Annotated in this window: 14 protein-coding genes and 1 pseudogene; 11 read left to right on the top strand and 4 right to left on the bottom strand. The window is 46.7% G+C overall.

Going from position 1 to position 17,197, the window contains the following annotated elements:
- Positions 1-155: 155 nt before the first annotated feature.
- Both QUA77_RS23485 and QUA77_RS23480 read left to right on the top strand, forming a co-directional pair.
- Positions 156-416: a hypothetical protein gene (locus QUA77_RS23485; protein ID WP_333040258.1), complete on the top strand. Its 261-nt coding sequence runs from the start codon at positions 156-158 to the stop codon at positions 414-416.
- Between the two features lie 257 nt (positions 417-673).
- Entirely contained in the window at positions 674-814 is a 141-nt protein-coding gene (locus tag QUA77_RS23480) for a hypothetical protein (RefSeq protein ID WP_333040255.1), read from the top strand.
- A gap of 166 nt (positions 815-980) precedes the next feature.
- Here the strand turns inward: QUA77_RS23480 and QUA77_RS23475 are convergent, their stop codons facing one another.
- From QUA77_RS23475 to QUA77_RS23460, 4 genes are all read right to left on the bottom strand, one after another.
- Positions 981-3,935: an NHLP bacteriocin export ABC transporter permease/ATPase subunit gene (locus QUA77_RS23475; RefSeq protein WP_333452829.1), complete on the bottom strand. Its 2,955-nt coding sequence runs from the start codon at positions 3,933-3,935 to the stop codon at positions 981-983.
- A 266-nt stretch (positions 3,936-4,201) separates the two neighbouring features.
- Complete coding sequence (locus tag QUA77_RS23470; protein ID WP_333452828.1) at positions 4,202-6,412, bottom strand: NHLP family bacteriocin export ABC transporter peptidase/permease/ATPase subunit; 2,211 nt, start codon at positions 6,410-6,412, stop codon at positions 4,202-4,204.
- Between the two features lie 138 nt (positions 6,413-6,550).
- Complete coding sequence (locus tag QUA77_RS23465; RefSeq protein ID WP_333452826.1) at positions 6,551-8,338, bottom strand: NHLP bacteriocin system secretion protein; 1,788 nt, start codon at positions 8,336-8,338, stop codon at positions 6,551-6,553.
- A gap of 1,012 nt (positions 8,339-9,350) precedes the next feature.
- Positions 9,351-9,500: an isochorismate synthase gene (locus QUA77_RS23460; RefSeq protein WP_333049849.1), complete on the bottom strand. Its 150-nt coding sequence runs from the start codon at positions 9,498-9,500 to the stop codon at positions 9,351-9,353.
- Positions 9,501-9,608: 108 nt separating this feature from the next.
- On the opposite strand from QUA77_RS23460, the gene QUA77_RS23455 reads away from it, so the two are divergent.
- The 9 genes and pseudogenes from QUA77_RS23455 to QUA77_RS23415 form a co-directional block, all read left to right on the top strand.
- Complete coding sequence (locus tag QUA77_RS23455; protein WP_333452825.1) at positions 9,609-9,803, top strand: hypothetical protein; 195 nt, start codon at positions 9,609-9,611, stop codon at positions 9,801-9,803.
- A 197-nt stretch (positions 9,804-10,000) separates the two neighbouring features.
- Positions 10,001-11,404 (top strand): nicotinate phosphoribosyltransferase, encoded by a 1,404-nt coding sequence (locus QUA77_RS23450; protein ID WP_333452823.1) that lies wholly within the window; start codon positions 10,001-10,003, stop codon positions 11,402-11,404.
- A 320-nt stretch (positions 11,405-11,724) separates the two neighbouring features.
- Positions 11,725-12,324 (top strand): nicotinate-nucleotide adenylyltransferase, encoded by a 600-nt coding sequence (locus QUA77_RS23445; RefSeq protein WP_333452822.1) that lies wholly within the window; start codon positions 11,725-11,727, stop codon positions 12,322-12,324.
- Positions 12,285-13,034 (top strand): NrtR DNA-binding winged helix domain-containing protein, encoded by a 750-nt coding sequence (locus tag QUA77_RS23440; RefSeq protein ID WP_333040239.1) that lies wholly within the window; start codon positions 12,285-12,287, stop codon positions 13,032-13,034. The genes QUA77_RS23445 and QUA77_RS23440 overlap by 40 nt, the downstream gene beginning before the upstream one ends.
- Before the next feature lie 70 nt (positions 13,035-13,104).
- Entirely contained in the window at positions 13,105-13,398 is a 294-nt protein-coding gene (locus tag QUA77_RS23435) for an isochorismate lyase (protein ID WP_333040236.1), read from the top strand.
- Positions 13,399-13,485: 87 nt separating this feature from the next.
- The gene (locus QUA77_RS23430) at positions 13,486-15,216 is read left to right on the top strand and encodes an NAD+ synthase (RefSeq protein ID WP_333452820.1); all 1,731 of its coding nucleotides are present in this window, start codon (positions 13,486-13,488) and stop codon (positions 15,214-15,216) included.
- A gap of 19 nt (positions 15,217-15,235) precedes the next feature.
- Positions 15,236-16,162 carry a DUF192 domain-containing protein gene (locus QUA77_RS23425; protein ID WP_333452818.1) on the top strand — a complete coding sequence of 309 codons (927 nt, stop codon included), beginning with the start codon at positions 15,236-15,238 and terminating at the stop codon, positions 16,160-16,162.
- A gap of 43 nt (positions 16,163-16,205) precedes the next feature.
- Entirely contained in the window at positions 16,206-16,538 is a 333-nt protein-coding gene (gene crn3 / locus QUA77_RS23420; protein ID WP_333040230.1) for a CRISPR-associated ring nuclease Crn3/Csx3, read from the top strand.
- A gap of 368 nt (positions 16,539-16,906) precedes the next feature.
- Positions 16,907-17,197 (top strand): annotated as a pseudogene (locus QUA77_RS23415) (calcium-binding protein); the annotation flags it as partial.

Raw genomic sequence — 17,197 nt, 5'->3', positions numbered from 1 at the left:
GCGGGCGGTATGCGTATTATCACAGCCAGCGGCCCAAGGCCAAAATTTGCTAGTGTTAGTGGTTTCTCCATGTACGGAGACGATAAAAAGAGCGTCTTCTAACTAGAAGCGATCGAGCTTCTGCTGAGTTAAACCACATAAGGAGGAAACATCTGATGGAAAGCAACAATCAATTTTTGCAAGAATTATCGCCCCAGTTATCCCAAATCGCAGCATCCGAATCGGAAAACTCAATCGATGAAGAATTGGACGAATTGGAATTAGAGGCGATCGCGGGTGGCCATTCCAATATGGCCGATCGAGCTCGGGCTGCTGGTATGCCTGTTATCACAGTCAGCGGCCCAAGACCTAATTTTGGTCCAGGCCCCAGTATGAACATGGAATTCTTTGAAGCATTAAGGAATTTCGATCGCTAACAGAAGAAATGAGCGGCTTGTAACTAGAAGCGATCGCGCTTCTGCTGAGTTTCAACACCCAAGGGGAAAACATCAATGGAAACCCAGTTTCTTAAATAAACTGGGTTTTTATTTACCTCATCTCATGTACCTGTGAATCTAGCGTAATTCCTATAAGGGCGGTTTTTATCAACCCTAAGCGACTAAAACTAATAATTTTGTAAACCAGTTTCTGCCTGTCTAGCACGTCTAAATCATTATATAAATATACCAAAAATATGGATGCAATACAGCCAGTATACCTCATGCAGCAAGCCCCGGATATGGGTAACACTACAATATTTAGTGTTGGCTTAGTTATCCTCTGCTTGCTCTTGCTAATTTTGTTGTGGCTGCCGGATTTGCTAACAAAAGAATAATCAGTTCGCCAACGAGCAATGTACGGGATGTAACGGATGTAAATGAGATGTTGCACCATTTTAAATAAGGCTTTTATGAACGGGCAAGATGCCCGTTCCACAAGAATTTTACTCCTTGTGAAACGGGCATCTTGCCCGTTATTGAAAATGGTTTTACCTTGAATCCCTACTCTAACTGCCGCGCCACTAATCGAGCAAACAATCCCCCCTGTTTTACCAATTTCTCAAAGGAACCAACTTCCACTAAACGGCCGGCTTCAATTACATAAATGCGATCGGCATTGCGAATCGTACTCAGGCGGTGGGCGATGACAACTCGCGTCACATTCAACTTATCCAAACTCTCAGTAACGATCGCCTGCGTGCGGTTGTCCAAAGCACTCGTAGCTTCATCCATCAGGATAACCTTTGGTTTGACAACCATTGCGCGGGCAATTAACAATCTCTGCCGCTGTCCTCCCGAAAGATTCGTGCCGCCCTCGCTGACAACCGTGTGCATTCCCATCGGCATTTGTTCGATATCGGCGGCTAAACCGGCCATTTGCGCGGCTTCCCAAGCTTCCTCCTGCGTTACCATCGCCCCGCAGGTAATATTGTCAAACATCGAACCAGCATTAATTCTGCCGTTTTGCAGCACTACTCCTAACTGCCGCCGCACAGCTTGAACGTCGAGGCCTGCTAAATCTTGATTGTCGTAATAAACAGTGCCGCTTTGTGCTATTTCAAATCCCAATAACAGCCGAAATAAAGTTGATTTACCGCTACCAGACGGCCCGACGATCGCGATAAATTCCCCCGGTTGAATATTGATGCTGACATCATCTAAAATTGGGGGGCCGTCCTCGCGGTAGCGGAAAGTTGCCCTATCGACAGTAATTTGACCTTGCAAGCGACCGGGATCGGCTTTTGTCGGGTCAGATTCCGGGATTCCCTGGACGATCGGTTTGGCTCGCTCCCACAGCGGTACAATTCCTAAAATATCAGTTAGAGTATTGCTCAAATCTGTGACGCCGGAAAGAAAGGTTCCGAAGGCGGAATTAAAAGCGAGAAACGTCCCCATATTCAGTCCGCCGCCTTCTGTTTGAGAGGTTTGCATAAACACAATTGCAAACCAAAACATCAGAATAGAACTGACTAACGGCAGCGCTTCGTTAAAGACAGAAACGCTGTCGTCAATTCGTTTAATTCCCGTTCTTAGTTTAATTTGCTGGCTGTATTTTTTCGCCCAAGCTGCAAAGGCTCGCCCTTCGGCGGCCGCTACCCGCAACTTTGATACTCCATTAATTAGTTCTACTGTCAGCCCGTTAATTTCGCCTTCTCCTGTTTCCATCTGCCGCTCTTTTGGGATTAAGAGCAAGCTGGATGTGACTGTTACTATAACCGCCAGAAAAGTTAAACCAATTCCGACTAAAGTCAGCGGCAGGCTGTAAACAAACATCAGCCCCAAATTCAACAGGGAAAATATGGCGCTCAAAAGTGTCCGCTGCGTCGCGCCGCTTAGTTGGGCGCGAATTTGATTAACTGCTAATAAGCGAGTCAGCAAGTCGCCAGAAGAATAGCTGCGGAAAAACGCCGGTTTTAATCTCAGCAATCGATCCCAAACTGCCGGCTGGAGAGTGCCGCTGGCAGCATTTTCGATCCGCAGGGTCAGAATTGTTTGAGCCATGCTAAATACAGCCCGTCCGATCGCCGCAACTAACAATACCAGCCCTAACTGCCACAGTAACAAACGATCGCTGTCAGGAATAGCATCATTGACCAAAATCGAGGTAGCTTGCGGCGTCACCATCCCCAATAGCGTTCCCAATATCCCCAGCCCGAAAGCAGCGATCGTGTCTTTTTCGTAGCCCTTCGTCCCGAAGCGAAACAGTTCCGCAGCGTTGCGAACTAATAGCGGCAGCGGCCGGTAAAACATGAGAGTTTCTGACGACAACTCTTGGGCTATTGCTTTAGTTACCCGTTTGCGAGTGCGATCGATCGGATCGAACAAAGTATAACGCTCGCCCTTACCGGGCAGCAAAGCTACAGGTCGATTGTCGAACTTTGTATAAGCCAGTAGCGGGCCGCTGTTCTGCCGCCACCAATCTCCAACCAGCAACACGCGGCGGGTGCGAAATTGGGACGATCGCGCGATCGCCTCCATCGGATCTTTAACTCGGCTGAAATCTTCGGAACCCGCCGGGGGATTGACTGTTATCCCTTGTGCCTTACCTACAGCCCCAGCAGCGATTAACAGCGGCGTTCCTTCCTCAGACACCTCAGTTTTCCGGGGATGCAGCACCTCGGTTAACTCTCCCAAAGCTGTCTGAGTTACTTGGCGGTTTAGCTGTTCTCGTTCCTGAAAGCGGCGGAATTCCTCTGCTTTTTGCTGGGAAACCAGCAAGTTCAAGCAGCAGCAGAAATACTCGTGCAGCAAAGCTAAACTCGGGCGCAGCCAGTCGGCATTTTCCACCTCTGCTGTTGAGAAAACTTGCACCTCAACTTCCCCGGATGCCACCAGCAGCATATTCCCAGTCAGGGGAAACGCTGGGGAAGCGCAATTTAACTTCAATTCCCCGACACTCGCATCGCCCGACGAGACGCGCACCCAGACAACAGTTCCCGGGGGCGATCGCAGCATTTGACCGGGAAATAGCGATATCTGCTGCGAGGCTGCTACAAGCGCAGTTTCTGGGGCAACTTTTTCCTCCGGCGCGTGAAGCGGATCTATCCCGTAGGGAATCACTCGTTCTCCCAAATGCTGTATCCACCCTTCCACCAGCGATCTCGTTTTGCCGTCACCAGCAGCAACTAAAGCGGCACAATCTGCGATCGCGATCGGTTCCAGTTCCGTTTCGGCGATCGCGATCGCCAGAAGTCCCCAACCTGGTTTTGAAATTTCTCCCCCCCCTTCTCCTTCTCTCCCCCGAAGCTTGGGGGTAGCAGCGCCGAACAAAGCCTCGCCTGCACCGACGCCGAACAGATAATGGCGGTTGCCCGCAGGCTTCTCACTTTGTATCTTTGCTGCAAAAACTGCGATCGCGCCCGACTTAACAATCCATACCTGATGCGGGTCATTCAGCAGCAGCGGTTCATTTCCTTTAATTCGGTGCAGTTTCTTAACAGGATTTAGATCGAGCATAGCTAGTAATTGGCGATTAGTAATATCAAGTCGGGCAGGGGTGTAAAGCCCTGCGTCAAAGAAGACAGTCGGATCGAATCGATCGGGTTAATCCACAGATCCTAGGAGTGATTAAAATCCCCGTCTCATAGCTAAAGTCGGTTAAAACCGACTGAATAGCCAAATCAAACCATCATTCATTTCAGTCCTCTTCAGAGGACTTTAGCTATTAGACAGGGAATTCATTCCCTGGCGGACTGTCGGGCTGGCTACTGTATTTCTGCTATTTATTCTTCATTCCCAACCAAAAGAGCATAAGCTCCTCCCAGCTTTTGCAACTCCTCATGAGTGCCTCTCTGAACAACTTTCCCCCCTGCGAGCATAATAATTTCATCGCAATCTCGAATCGTGCTCAAACGGTGAGCAACCACAATACAAGAAGTACCGCGACGCCTCAAATTGCGATCGATAATTAACTCAGTTTCAGCATCCAGAGCACTTGTAGCTTCATCCAGCACCAACACCGCCGGATTTCTTACTAACGCCCTGGCAATTTCCAAGCGCTGCCGCTGTCCGCCACTCATATTTGTCCCCCCTTCATTGAGTTGAGCATCGTATCCTCCCGGCATATTCAAAATAAGTTCGTGAATTGCCGCATCAATGCACGCTTGCACTAAATCTGCTTCCGGTACTGTCGGGTCCCAAAGCGTGAGATTTTCCCGAACAGTGCCGGCAAATAGAAATATCTCTTGTTCGACCATTGCCAGCGAATTTGCTAGGATAGAACGGGGAATCAAATTGCGAGGAACCCCGTCAAATAAAATTTCGCCATTCATTGGTTCGTAAAGCCCGGTCACAAGTTTGGCAATAGTAGATTTCCCCGAACCGCTGCCCCCGACTAACGCTACCCGCTGACCCGGTTTTACGGTTAAGTTCAAGTTTTCAATTAGCGGTGCTTCCAAGCGGCTGTAGCCAAAACTGACACTCCGCAATTCAATGCTTCCTTGCAGGTGAAAAGCATCTGGTGCGATCGCGCCTCCGCCGTTTTCATTATTAAAAGAATCGCGATCTGCTTCTGGATCTACAGGGTTTTGCAGAACGTCATCAAGTCGGCTTAAATCTGCTTCTAATTCTTGCAGAGTGCTGCCAAAATTGACTAGATTGTTGACTGGTCGCAGGAATTGTTGAGTGAGACTTTGATAGGCAATTAACATCCCGATACTCAAACCGCCGTTCATCACCCGCAAGCCCCCGACAACTAAGATAGCAGTTGCAGCTAATGCCGTTAAAAATGCTGGTAATATTGACAATATTTGAGTGGGCAAAGCCAATTCTTGCTGGGCGTTGCTCATTTTGGCATAGTACCCGGCAAACTTAGAAAATAAATCGAATTCTAAACCGCTAGCTTTGACAGTTTCTATAGATTGAATGCCTGCAATTGCAGCACCGCCCACCTTACCTGTTTCCTGAGCTAATCTGGTGTTAGCATCGACGCGGCTGCGGGATAAAGATTGGAGTGCCAAAAAGTTTAAGGCTGCAAAAACAGCCGCAACACTGGTCAATACCCAGTCGTACATAACCATAATTATTGCATAGAAAACCATCATTACCGCGTCGATCGCAGTTGCAGCAAGTTTCCCCGATAAAATTTCAGCAACCTTGTCATTAACTTGGCAGCGACTGCTAATTTCACCTGCAAACCGCTGGGCGTAAAATCCCACAGGCAAGCGCAAAGTATGCCAGAGAAACTGTCCCGACATCGAAATCGCCAGCTTGTTTGCCAGCCGCCGCAAATAGAAAAGCCGCATCCGCGCTAGCAGCCCTTGGACGGCCGCCGCCAACAGCATTCCCAATATTAAAGGCCGCAGCCACTCGTGACGGTTTTCGACGAGAATTTCATCCACAAAAATTTGGGTAAATGCTGCGCCAGCCAAACGGGGAACAGTCAGTAATAAACCAGCAATTAAACAAAATGCGATCGCCCAGCGGGAACTTTGCAATCGGGAATCTAAAGCACTGGCAATACTCGGTTTTTTCCCACCCTTTTTAAACTCCGGCCCAGGCTCAAAAGTCAAAACAACGCCAGTATAAGCCAACTTAAATTCTTCTAGAGAAACAGTCCTCGGCCCCGATGCGGGGTCATTGAGATAAACGCGCTTTTTCTTCATCCCCTCAACCACCAAAAAGTGATTGAAATTCCAAAAAACAATAAAAGGGGGCGGTACAATTTTCAACTCTTCAACAGTTTTTTTAAACCCTTTAGCATCTAAGCCGTAAATTCGGGCTGCTTTGAGGATATTAGAAGCTTTACTGCCATCGCGAGAAACGCCGCACTCGCTCCGCAATTGGGCTAAAGGTACTGGGTGTTGGCAGTAACTCAAAATAATTCCTAAAGCAGCAGCACCGCACTCTACTGCTTCCATTTGTAAGAGGGTGGGAGTACGAACTCGCCTTAAGTTGCGCGGCGTAAAAAAGTTGTTAATCCAGGGAAATTTCATTGCTTATTAACGGGTAATTAGTAAATGAACAAGACTTACGCACCGGGACCGAGAAACCGGGTTTTTTTACGAAAATACTTCGTGAGGGCGAGCAGATTAGGTAAAAAACCCGGTTTCTGACTACCCATGCGTCAGTTGTTAGTAAACCCCAGTCAAAGACCTAAAAATGGGAATCACGTAAGAAATCGGCGCTAACTGCCCGATTTGAACCCGAACTAGCGCCGTAGTACCGGGGGAAATCTTGAGAGGAGGCCCGTTCGAGGAAGACCATTTGTAACCGCTGATAGTGTTCGGATCTTGTTGCAATTCGACAAAAACTTGCACGGGAGCACCGCCGCCAGCGATGCTTTTTGCGATGCTGTCAGCCAAATTTTCATTGCCGATAATTGCCGACATATCTTGATTAGTAACCGGAAAAGGAGAAACTTGGGTTACTTTGCCGACAATGCCGCCGTAGCGTTCTCGCTTGACGACGCTAGGGGTAACTTGTACGGTCATTCCCGGTTTAATTTGCTTGCCGTCTCTGTCAGCAAAATAGACAAGACTGACCATTTTTTCGCGAGAATTCTCAGATTCAACTGTCCCGATTCTTGTACCGATGTTCAGCATTTGACCTGCAACGGCGCTAACTTCTAAAACGCGCCCGTCATATTGGCTGGTAATTTTGCTGTCGGCGGTCAACTGATTCTGTAAGTGGGCAATCTTGCGTTTAACTTCCTGAATTTGATTTGTTTGGGCGATCGACTTCTCTAAGTCTTGTTGAGCTAGTTTGACCGCTTGGGTTTCTATGTCTTTAATCTTAGTTTTTATTTCATCAATTTTGTTGAGGTTTTGCAGGTAATCTCGTTCGGCGTTACTTTTCTGAACTTTAAGTTCTTGGAGGTTGTTTTTAATTTCGTTAAGGCGGTTGAGATTTTGCAGGTACTCCCGTTCGGTATTGGTAGCTTCAACCTTGAGTTGCTGCCGGGTGTTTTTGATGTCGTCAATTTTATTGAGATTTTGCAGGAATTCGCGATCGCTATTCGTTTTCTGAACGTCGAGTTCCTTTAACTGCGTTTCAATATCCGCCAGTTGCATCTGAGAGTCCGCAAATTCCTGTCTCGCTTGCAGCATTACATCCTCGCCGATCGCCCTCTCTTGTTCGTAAAGAACGCGGCGAGTTTCAAACCGCTGCTGTAATGTTTCCACCAAAGAAGTGATGTGCTGTTTTCGCTGCAAAAGACTGTCGCGTTTTTTGGCGATCGCAGCCAGAGTTTGCTGCCGCAATATCGGTGCAACTTGTTCTCGCCGCAAACTTTCTTCCAAACTTTGCCGTTTTTCTGCTAAGGCTGTCAGAGTTTGCTGCCGCAGTACCGGCGCAATTTGTTCTCGACGCAAACTTTCTTCCAAACTTTGGCGTTTTTGCTCTAATGCCGCCATACTTTGCTGGTGCAATATCGGCGCAACTGACTCTCTATTCAAGCTTTCTTGAAGGTCTTTTTGCTGCTGTTGGAGGGTTTTTAATTCCAGGGCAATCTGCTGTTTTTGCAGCTTATTAGTATCTTGCTTTTGTCCTTGCAGTTGGGATAATTTGGCTTTTTCTTGTTCTAGCTGCTGCTGGAGGTCGAGTTTATTAATTCTGCCGATTTCTTGACCCCGTTTAACAACATCTCCCGGCTTGATGTTTAGCTTTACCAATTGACCGGAACTAGCAGCTTGAAATTGCACGACTCGGCGGGGCAGAAGCAATACGCCTTGACCGGAAACAGTCAGCGGAATTCGCCCGATCGCACTCCAAACGCCCGCAGCCGCAACTAAACAGCCAATTGCAGTTAGTGGCAGCCACGATCGAGGACTAACCACCTGCATCATTTCGTCGAGGCGTTCCGGTGAAGATAAGCGATCGATCGCTTCAGTAGTGAAAAGTTTGTTTTGTTTTACCTGCATCAGCTATTCCTTTCGAGAGTGCGATCGCGCTGTCAGCAGGGGTGTATTTGAAGGGGAAATTCCTTGCAAGTCAATTGAGGCACAAACAATTTCCCAACAAACGTTCAAAGCTTCCGTGCAATTACTTGAATCTTCTCACTCCTGTTTGCAGCTTGCCTGTAAAATCACTTTACGACAATTAACCCTCGTAAGACCTAACTAACAGTAGAGTTTTCAGCTAACAAAAAGACCAGCTTGCAGCCGATCTTCCGACGGGGGAATGACCCGAACTTTTGGCTAGGTATCGCCCGCAGCCAGTGTCTACACATTGGCCACCAGTTAAGTTAGAAACACTTTTGTCAATGAGTAGAATTACTCTAAGGTATCGAAGTAGCAACTTAAAATGTGGTGCGGTTTGTTCCACGAGGTTAGAAGAAAAACTGTTCAGGACTTCCCCCAGTAGCAGGAAAAGGGGAAGCAATTAGCCGATAGTTTAGGTTTTTGCGATCGCTGGACTATTCCTAAATCCAGATTGTGGGGTTCAGCAAAATACTCAACTGGGTCTAAAGCTAATACTTTTTGTTCAGCTACATAGCAATTTTAAATCATTTGTGAATTTCTGACTCCCTCCCCGCGAGTTCCCGCAGAGTTGGGGTGGCGTAAAACATTTACGATTCCTGCAAGGATTCCTATATAGTTTGATTTTTGATAAGATTACTGAACCCACTTTAATGCAACAAAAGGTTCTAGTTTTGCTTGGTGTTTCTCTAATTTATACGCAGTAAACCGGGGGCAAAAATCTTTATTTCAAAAGCTTACTACACTGAATCTGCTTTTTGTAAATTTGGGAATTTCAGTGTAATTGGTGATTGGTAATTGTAGGTGGGGTAGAAGGAAGAGAAACCCCACCTACAATTACTATTAACAGTCAAAGTCACAAGTCAAAAGCTAACAGTCAACCGTTAATTGTTAACTGTTGACTGTTAAACTGAATGCCTGTGCCGAACTCGCTAGAAAATGCCTGAATGGCTGTTCATTCTCTCGATTTAGAACTTTTGGAGAGCTTACCCTCAAAAGGTTGAACTCCACTATTTGGATAGTTGTCATCGCTGGGGCTAAAAATCCGCACCGCTGCTTCCGAGACGTAACGCATCGCGTTTGCCAAAGATTTAGAAAGATTCATAGAATCTGCCTCTCTTGTCTGGGTTCTGATACTTTTAATATTACTCTGATTTTTGGGCTGTGGATGAGTTTAGCAATATTTATTTGAATTACTTATTGGTCTGCAACATTGAAGCAAGCTGAAGGTTTAAGAAATGACGCATTGTTGGACGATCGACCTTTTGCTGGTAGATTTTTCCTTGGTCAACTCAATCTGTCGCGATCGCCCTCCCGACGCTCAGAAACCGGGTTGTCTAACTCTATTCAAAGGCTGCAAGGAAATATTTTCGCAAAAAACCGGGAACGCTTGAGTGTTTGTGCTTAATTCCTGAGTTTGTTAAATTCAGTATTTATATTGCTTTTACCATAATATTAATGTACAAATTAACCGAAATCCGCTATTAAAGGGCATAATAAGCGAATTTTTCCGACAAATATCTGCAATCTTTATCAAATATTTACAAAAAGATATGGTGTTTGTCACTATAATTAAAAAAAAGAAGTTTGTTCGGGGTTTTTTTTATGAAAACTACCACAGAAAGCCTGCAGCTCACAGGTTTTGAAGAAATATTAGAAGACCGGGAACTGACGGTTTCTTCAGCAGATTACAGCCTTTTGACCGATCTCTACCAGCTAACGATGGCCGCTTGTTACGTTGGGGAAGGACTCGACGGGCGGGCCGCGAGTTTTGAATTATTCGCGCGCAGGCTGCCAGAGGGTTTTGGCTACGCGATCGCGATGGGTTTGGCTCAAGTTATCGATTATTTAGAAAAATTTCGGTTTTCGCCGGCGCAAATAGAGGCTTTGCAGTCCACTGGGATTTTTGCCGGCGCCCCGGAGCGATTTTGGACTTTACTCGCCACAGCCCGCTTTACTGGCGATGTTTGGGCGGTGCCGGAGGGGACGGCGGTGTTTGCCAACGAGCCTGTGCTGCGAATTGAGGCTCCTCTGTGGCAGGCTCAGTTAGTGGAAACTTATTTATTGAATGCCATAAATTATCAAACTTTGATTGCGACGCGGGCAGCGCGGCTGCGCGATGTGGCGGGCCCGGAGGCTAAGTTGCTTGAATTCGGGACGCGCAGGGCTTTTGGGCCTCAAGCTGCTGTTTGGGCGGCTAGGGCTGCCCTGGCTGCAGGGTTCGATGGAACTTCTAATGTTTTGGCTGCTTTGAAGTTGGGCCGCAAGCCTGTCGGTACGATCGCCCATGCTTTGGTAATGGCTGTGGCTGCCCTCGAAGGCAGCGAGAATCAGGCGTTTGCAGCTTTTCACCGCTATTTTCCGGGGGCGCCCCTGCTGATCGATACTTACGATACTGTGGCGGCGGCGCGGATGTTGGCCGATCGAGTCAACAGCGGTGAAATGCAGTTGGAAGGCGTGCGGCTGGATTCGGGCGATTTGGCGGTGCTGTCTCGGGAAGTTCGATCGATCCTTCCGGGCGTTCCAATTTTTGCTAGCGGCGATTTGGACGATCGAGAAATTGCTAAATTAAAAAGTAGCGGTGCTTGCATTGACGGTTACGGTTTGGGAACCAAGTTGGTCAGCGGTTCCCCTGTCAACGGTGTTTATAAGTTGGTGGAAATTGACGGAATTCCGGTGATGAAAGAGGCAAGCGGCAAGGTAACATATCCAGGAAGAAAGCAAATTTTTAGACATATTGAAAATGGGCAAATTCTCGGAGATTGTTTGGGATTGTCGGGAGAAACTATTCACAATTGCGATTCTTACTTACCATTAATGGAGTTGGTTGTCAAGGATGGCAAACGAGTCCAGAACCCGGAAAGTTTGGAAGAGATCGCCAAACGCACTGCTGCTTCTGTCGCCAGTCTTCGACCCGAAACTCGCCAACTTGACAACCCCATTTCGCCGTCAGTGGAAATTTCTACAGATTTGCAGAGTCTCACCCAAAAAACGAAAAATAGTCATTAGTTAGTAGTCAGTGGTTATTGGTGTTAACTTAAGACTAAAATCCATGATAAATCTCGTTTATAGCTTAGCCTCGCTCCCCCTAAATCCCCCTTAAGAAGGGGGACTTTGAGAGCTGACAGTCCCCTCTTTTTTGAAGCGAGACTTCGATCGCTCCAGTTCCCCCCTTTTTAAGGGGGGTTAGGGGGGATCGAGGGGTTAATTATCAAACAGCAGGCTGGAACTACGTTTGATATTAATTTGACACGCTTTGGTCATTAGTATGTAGTTCAATTCCCCATTCCCAATTTCCCATTAACTATTAACGATATTACCGATTACCTATGCAGAAGATTGCTCTTTTTGGAACCAGTGCCGATCCGCCCACAGCAGGACACAAAACAATTCTGAGTTGGCTTTCCCAACATTTTGATTGGGTAGCAGTTTGGGCGTCAGACAATCCTTTTAAGTCCCACCAAACTTCTCTAGAACACCGATCGGCAATGCTGCTGTTAATGATTCAAGAAATTAATTCGCCCAGACACAATCTTTGCTTGCATCCAGAACTCAGCAGTCCGAGGACGGTGGAAACTGTGGAACAAGCAAGATTGCTGTGGCCGAATGCAGATTTGACGCTGGTAATAGGTTCGGACTTGGTGGGGCAACTGTCTCGCTGGTACAAATTTGAAGAATTGTTAAAAAAAGTGGAGTTGCTGATAGTACCGCGACCCGGTTATCCGTCAGAGCAATTAGATTTGTGGCAGTTGAGGCGCCTGGGTGCAGACGTGGCGATCGCATCTTTGAGTGCTCCCAATGTTTCTTCTACTTCCTATCGGGAAACAGGAGACAGGGAAGCTCTGACTCCGACCATCGAAGATTACATCCATAGGGAGCATTTGTACGCATGGCACGAGGCACAAAAAAGAGCGAGGGTTGCTCATTAGCTGACTTTAAAGTAGGAGTAGATAATGTTATTTTTTCCGTCGATACCGTGCAGAACCGCTTGTTGGTGCTGTTGGTAATGCGGCAAGACGAACCGTTTATCGATTCTTGGAGTCTTCCCGGTACTTTGGTGCGTCAGGGCGAGTCTCTTGAAAATGCGGCTTACCGAATTTTGTCTGAGAAAATTCGGGTAAAAAATTTGTATTTGGAGCAATTGTATACTTTCGGAGAACCGGGGCGCGATCCTCGAGAAGTTACCAGGGGCGATCGTTATCTTTCGGTTAGTTATTTTGCTTTGGTACGCTTTGAGGAAGCTGAGTTAATTGCTGGGAGTGTAGTCGCGGGTGTCGGGCACCGTGTCGGGGGTATTGCTTGGTATCCCGTGCAACAAGTTCCTAAGCTGGCCTTCGATCACAATCAAATTCTCGAATACGGATACCGGCGACTGCGTAACAAACTTGAATACAGTCCGGTAGCTTTTGAAGTTTTGCCGGAACTTTTTACTTTGAGCGATTTGTATCAACTTTATACAACTATTTTGGGGGAAAATTTTTCTGATTATTCTAATTTTAGAGCTCGATTGTTGAAATTGGGTTTTTTGTGCGATACCGGTGTTAAGGTTTCGCGCGGGGCGGGCCGCCCTGCTAGTTTGTACCGCTTTGATGCGGCCGCTTTTGCTCCTTTCAAAAATAAGCCACTGGTGTTTATCTAGCTGTTCCTTGGATGACATTCTGGGATCAATTTAGTAACATTAGAATAGAAGCTATTAAGGAGTGCAGACGATGAAAGACCCTGATGAATGCGCTAATATTCACGAAGTTCGGGAGGAAATTGATATCATCGATCGAGAAGTGATCGATGCTTTGAGCAAGAGATTTCAATACGTCATCGCGGCAGCAAGGTTCAAAACGAGTGAAGCTAGCGTTCGATCGTCGGATCGCTTTCAGGCTATGTTACAGCAGCGGCGCGAGTGGGCTAAAGAATCGGGTTTGAATCCTGATGTGGTGGAAAATATTTACCGGGATTTGGTAAATTATTATATTGAGGAAGAGTTAAAACATTACAAATCTGAGTAAGTTTTCGCTACATTCAAATCTAGGACTATAGGAAAGTGAGTCCGCGCGGGCGGATTGTTAGCAATATTTATTAAGTGATTTGGTGATATGAAAATTGCGATCGCACAACTCAATCCTACTATTGGTGATATCTTGGGCAACTCCAACCTAATTCTGGAGGCTGCGAAAAAAGCTGAGGTTGAGGGCGCAAACTTATTGCTAACACCGGAACTTTCCCTGATCGGTTATCCGCCGCGCGATTTGTTAATTAATCCGAGTTTCATTGCAGATGCAGGTGCACAGTTGCAGCAACTGGCGCAAGCTTTGCCACGAAAGTTGGCAGTTATAGTAGGCACAGCCTTACCTAATGCTAAGGCTGTTAAATTCGGTGGAAAATCATTGTTTAATAGCGCTGTTTTGTTGCAAAATGGCGTTGTCAAACAAGTTTTTCATAAACGCTTGTTGCCTACTTATGATGTATTTGATGAAGATAGATATTTTGAACCTGGAGAAAACAGCAATTACTTTTCTATTGGCGAAGTCAAAATTGGCGTGACAATTTGTGAAGATTTGTGGAACAATGAAGAGTTTTGGGGTAAACGCAGTTACGCGGGCGATCCTGTTTCCGATCTGGCAAAATTGGGCGTAGATTTAGTGGTGAATTTGTCGGCATCGCCTTACTGTGCGGGCAAGCGGGGAGTGCGAACGGCGATGTTGCAGCACAGCGTCATCCGCTGCGCGATACCGATTATTTACGCTAATCAGGTAGGGGGAAATGACGATATTATTTTTGACGGCAGCAGTTTTGCTGTGAATCGAAAGGGTGATTTGATTCAGGTATTAGCTTCTTTTGAAACGGATTTTGCGGTGCTGGAATATGACGCAGCTAAACAAGATTTAGTTGGCAGCCATCAGCAAAATGCAGCAGGAAGTGAGGCGGCGCCGTTGAGTTTTCATCCGGCAGAAGGAGATGCCGAAATTTGGGCTGCTTTGGTTTTGGGAGTACGAGATTATGTTCGCAAGTGCGGTTTTTCTAAGGTTGTACTCGGTTTGAGTGGGGGGATAGATTCGGCTTTGGTGGCGGCGATCGCCAGTTGCGCGATCGGGCCCGAAAATGTTCTAGGGGTGTTGATGCCTTCTCCTTATAGTTCGGATCATTCGGTTAATGATGCTTTGGAATTAGCCAGAAATCTGGGTATCGCGATCGAACTATTGCCGATCGGCGATTTGATGAAAACTTACGATCGCACTCTCGCCAATTTGTTTGTCAACACAACTTTCGGGATTGCTGAGGAAAATATTCAATCGCGGATTCGAGGCAATCTGTTGATGGCAATTTCTAATAAGTTCGGACATTTGCTGCTATCGACTGGCAATAAGTCGGAAATGGCGGTGGGTTACTGCACTCTCTACGGCGATATGAATGGGGGATTGGCGGTGATTTCTGATGTGCCGAAAACTCGCGTGTATTCGCTTTGTAGGTGGCTGAATTCTGGGAGTGAGAAGATTAAAAATCAGGCTGACTTGGCAAAGGAAATTATTCCGGTTAATATTATTACTAAGCCGCCTAGTGCTGAACTGAAACCGGGACAAGTTGACCAAGATTCTTTGCCGGATTACGATGTTTTGGATGACATCTTGCAGCGGTTGATAGAAAATCACGAATCGGTCCAACAAATTGTCGCTGCAGGACACGATGAAGCCGTGGTTAAACGTGTAGTAAAATTAGTGAGGCAAGCGGAGTTTAAACGGCGGCAAGCAGCCCCTGGTTTGAAAATTAGCGATCGAGCTTTTGGTACCGGTTGGCGGATGCCGATCGCCAAATCTTCATTCTATTAAACGCATCATTAAACGCAAAATGGTTAACATCGACGGTAGTTTCGGCTTCGATTTTCTCCTGGGAACTCTCAGCAACGATACGATTAGAGGATTTGCGGGTAATGATACTATTCAAGGTTTGGGGGGAAATGACCGAATTTTTGGCGCTCGGGAAAATGATTTGCTGGCCGGAAATGAAGGCGCTGATACGCTGTCTGGCGGTCAGGGAAGCGATACAATCTATGGAGGACAAGACTCCGATTGGATATTTTGCGATCGGGGTAACGATTTGCTAATAGGCGGCGAAGGCGGGGATATCTTGACCGGAGGCGCGGGGGAGGATTTATTTGTAATGGAAAAAACCGCCCCATCTACTATTACTGAAGCCGATACAATTACTGATTTTGGCAACGGCAATGATAAAATTGTCTTGACAGAAGGCATGAAGTTTAGCGATTTAGAGCTTTCGGTTGCCGACAACCAAACTATTATGAAAGATAAAAATTCGGGCAAATATTTAGGAGTTGTTTCGGGAAATTCTAATCTGACTGAATCCAACTTTATTTCGCTGTTTGGCCAACTAGATAGGGGTCAGCTTTTGCCAATTTCGGTTAACACGATTATAGCCGATCGCGCGATCGGACTGGAAGTGGCGCAAACTCCTCAAGAGCAAGCCACAGGTTTAATGTTTCGGACAGAATTACCGGATGACAGGGGAATGTTTTTCCCGATAGAACCCGCGCGAAACGTGCGTTTTTGGATGAAAAACGTGTTGATTGAGCTGGATATGGTTTTTCTGCGGGAAGGCGTAGTGCAGGCGATAATTCCTAACGTACCGCCGTGTTTGAGCGAAATCTGCCCCAACTACGGCCCGGATGTTCCAGTTGACGGAGTGATCGAACTAAGAGGCGGAAGGGCGGCCCAATTGGGACTCAAAGTTGGCGATCGGATTCCCAATTTACCCTAAAAGGTATATGATTTTATCGCAGCCTTAAACATTTGTGCATCCAATGAATCCTATTGAATTAAAAATAATTCCTCATCAAACTCAAGACGGTTTAGCTTACCAACATTTGCGATTGCGTATTACAACTCAAGACGGTATCATCACGCCAAATGATTTACAAGGTTTGAAACTTCCTCAAGACGTTCAATTGAGCCAAGGAATTGTCATTGAAGGTAGAGGAGCAATTTGGCTGTACGGGTATTTAGTACACGAATGTCATCCTGCGGCTTGGGTTGGATGTTACGATCCGCGATTAGAAGGTGCCGTGGTAGTAGCGACGCACAAGCACGAGGTATCAGTTGGACAGGTATTAAAATTGAGTTTACCGAGCGATTAAAACTCTCCTGAGTTTGAGGTGATAATAAATAAAAATAAAACTTGCTTTGGTGGGGGCATTTTACCTGGGTTAGCGACACGCTAACTACTGTTTTTACCACAAATCCAGGAGAGTCGCGATTAAATTAGAGCGTGTTGAGTGAATGGTCCGAACTATTGTGCACCAGAATATCCAGCTATGAATGCCGCTCCAGAAAAGCAAGTCTTGAACAGGCAGGATGCCTGTGCCACAATAATATAATTTTTGGAGAAGTCTATTCAGAAACATTAGTCGATCGCCCTACAAGCGCGCGAATCTGTTTTGTCAGAAGCTTCGGGCGATCGAACACTCGTCAATTTATCAAACTTGCACTTTTAATGCGAGGACTTATGACCATTAATCGCGTTTCTGTAGACTCAGCAGGCGATCAGGCGATCCGCTTATCAGTCGGCTCCTCCATCTCCGCCGACGGCCGGTTGGTCGCGTTTGCATATGGCACCAGCCTCGTACCGGCGGACGCTAGCGGTAGCGGCGACATCTTCGTGCGCGACTTATCAACCAATACCACCACCCCCGTCTCTGTTGACTCAGCAGGTAATCGGGCGATCGGTGTGGGGTTCTTCCCAAGTTCCTTATCTCCCTCCATCTCAGCCGACGGGAGGTTTGTGGCGTTTGAATCT

It is taken from the genome of Microcoleus sp. K5-D4, assembly GCF_036704575.1.
GTDB lineage: Bacteria > Cyanobacteriota > Cyanobacteriia > Cyanobacteriales > Microcoleaceae > Microcoleus.
The sequence above is the reverse complement of the archived record's forward strand: the minus strand, read 5'-3'. Positions and strand labels throughout refer to the sequence as shown.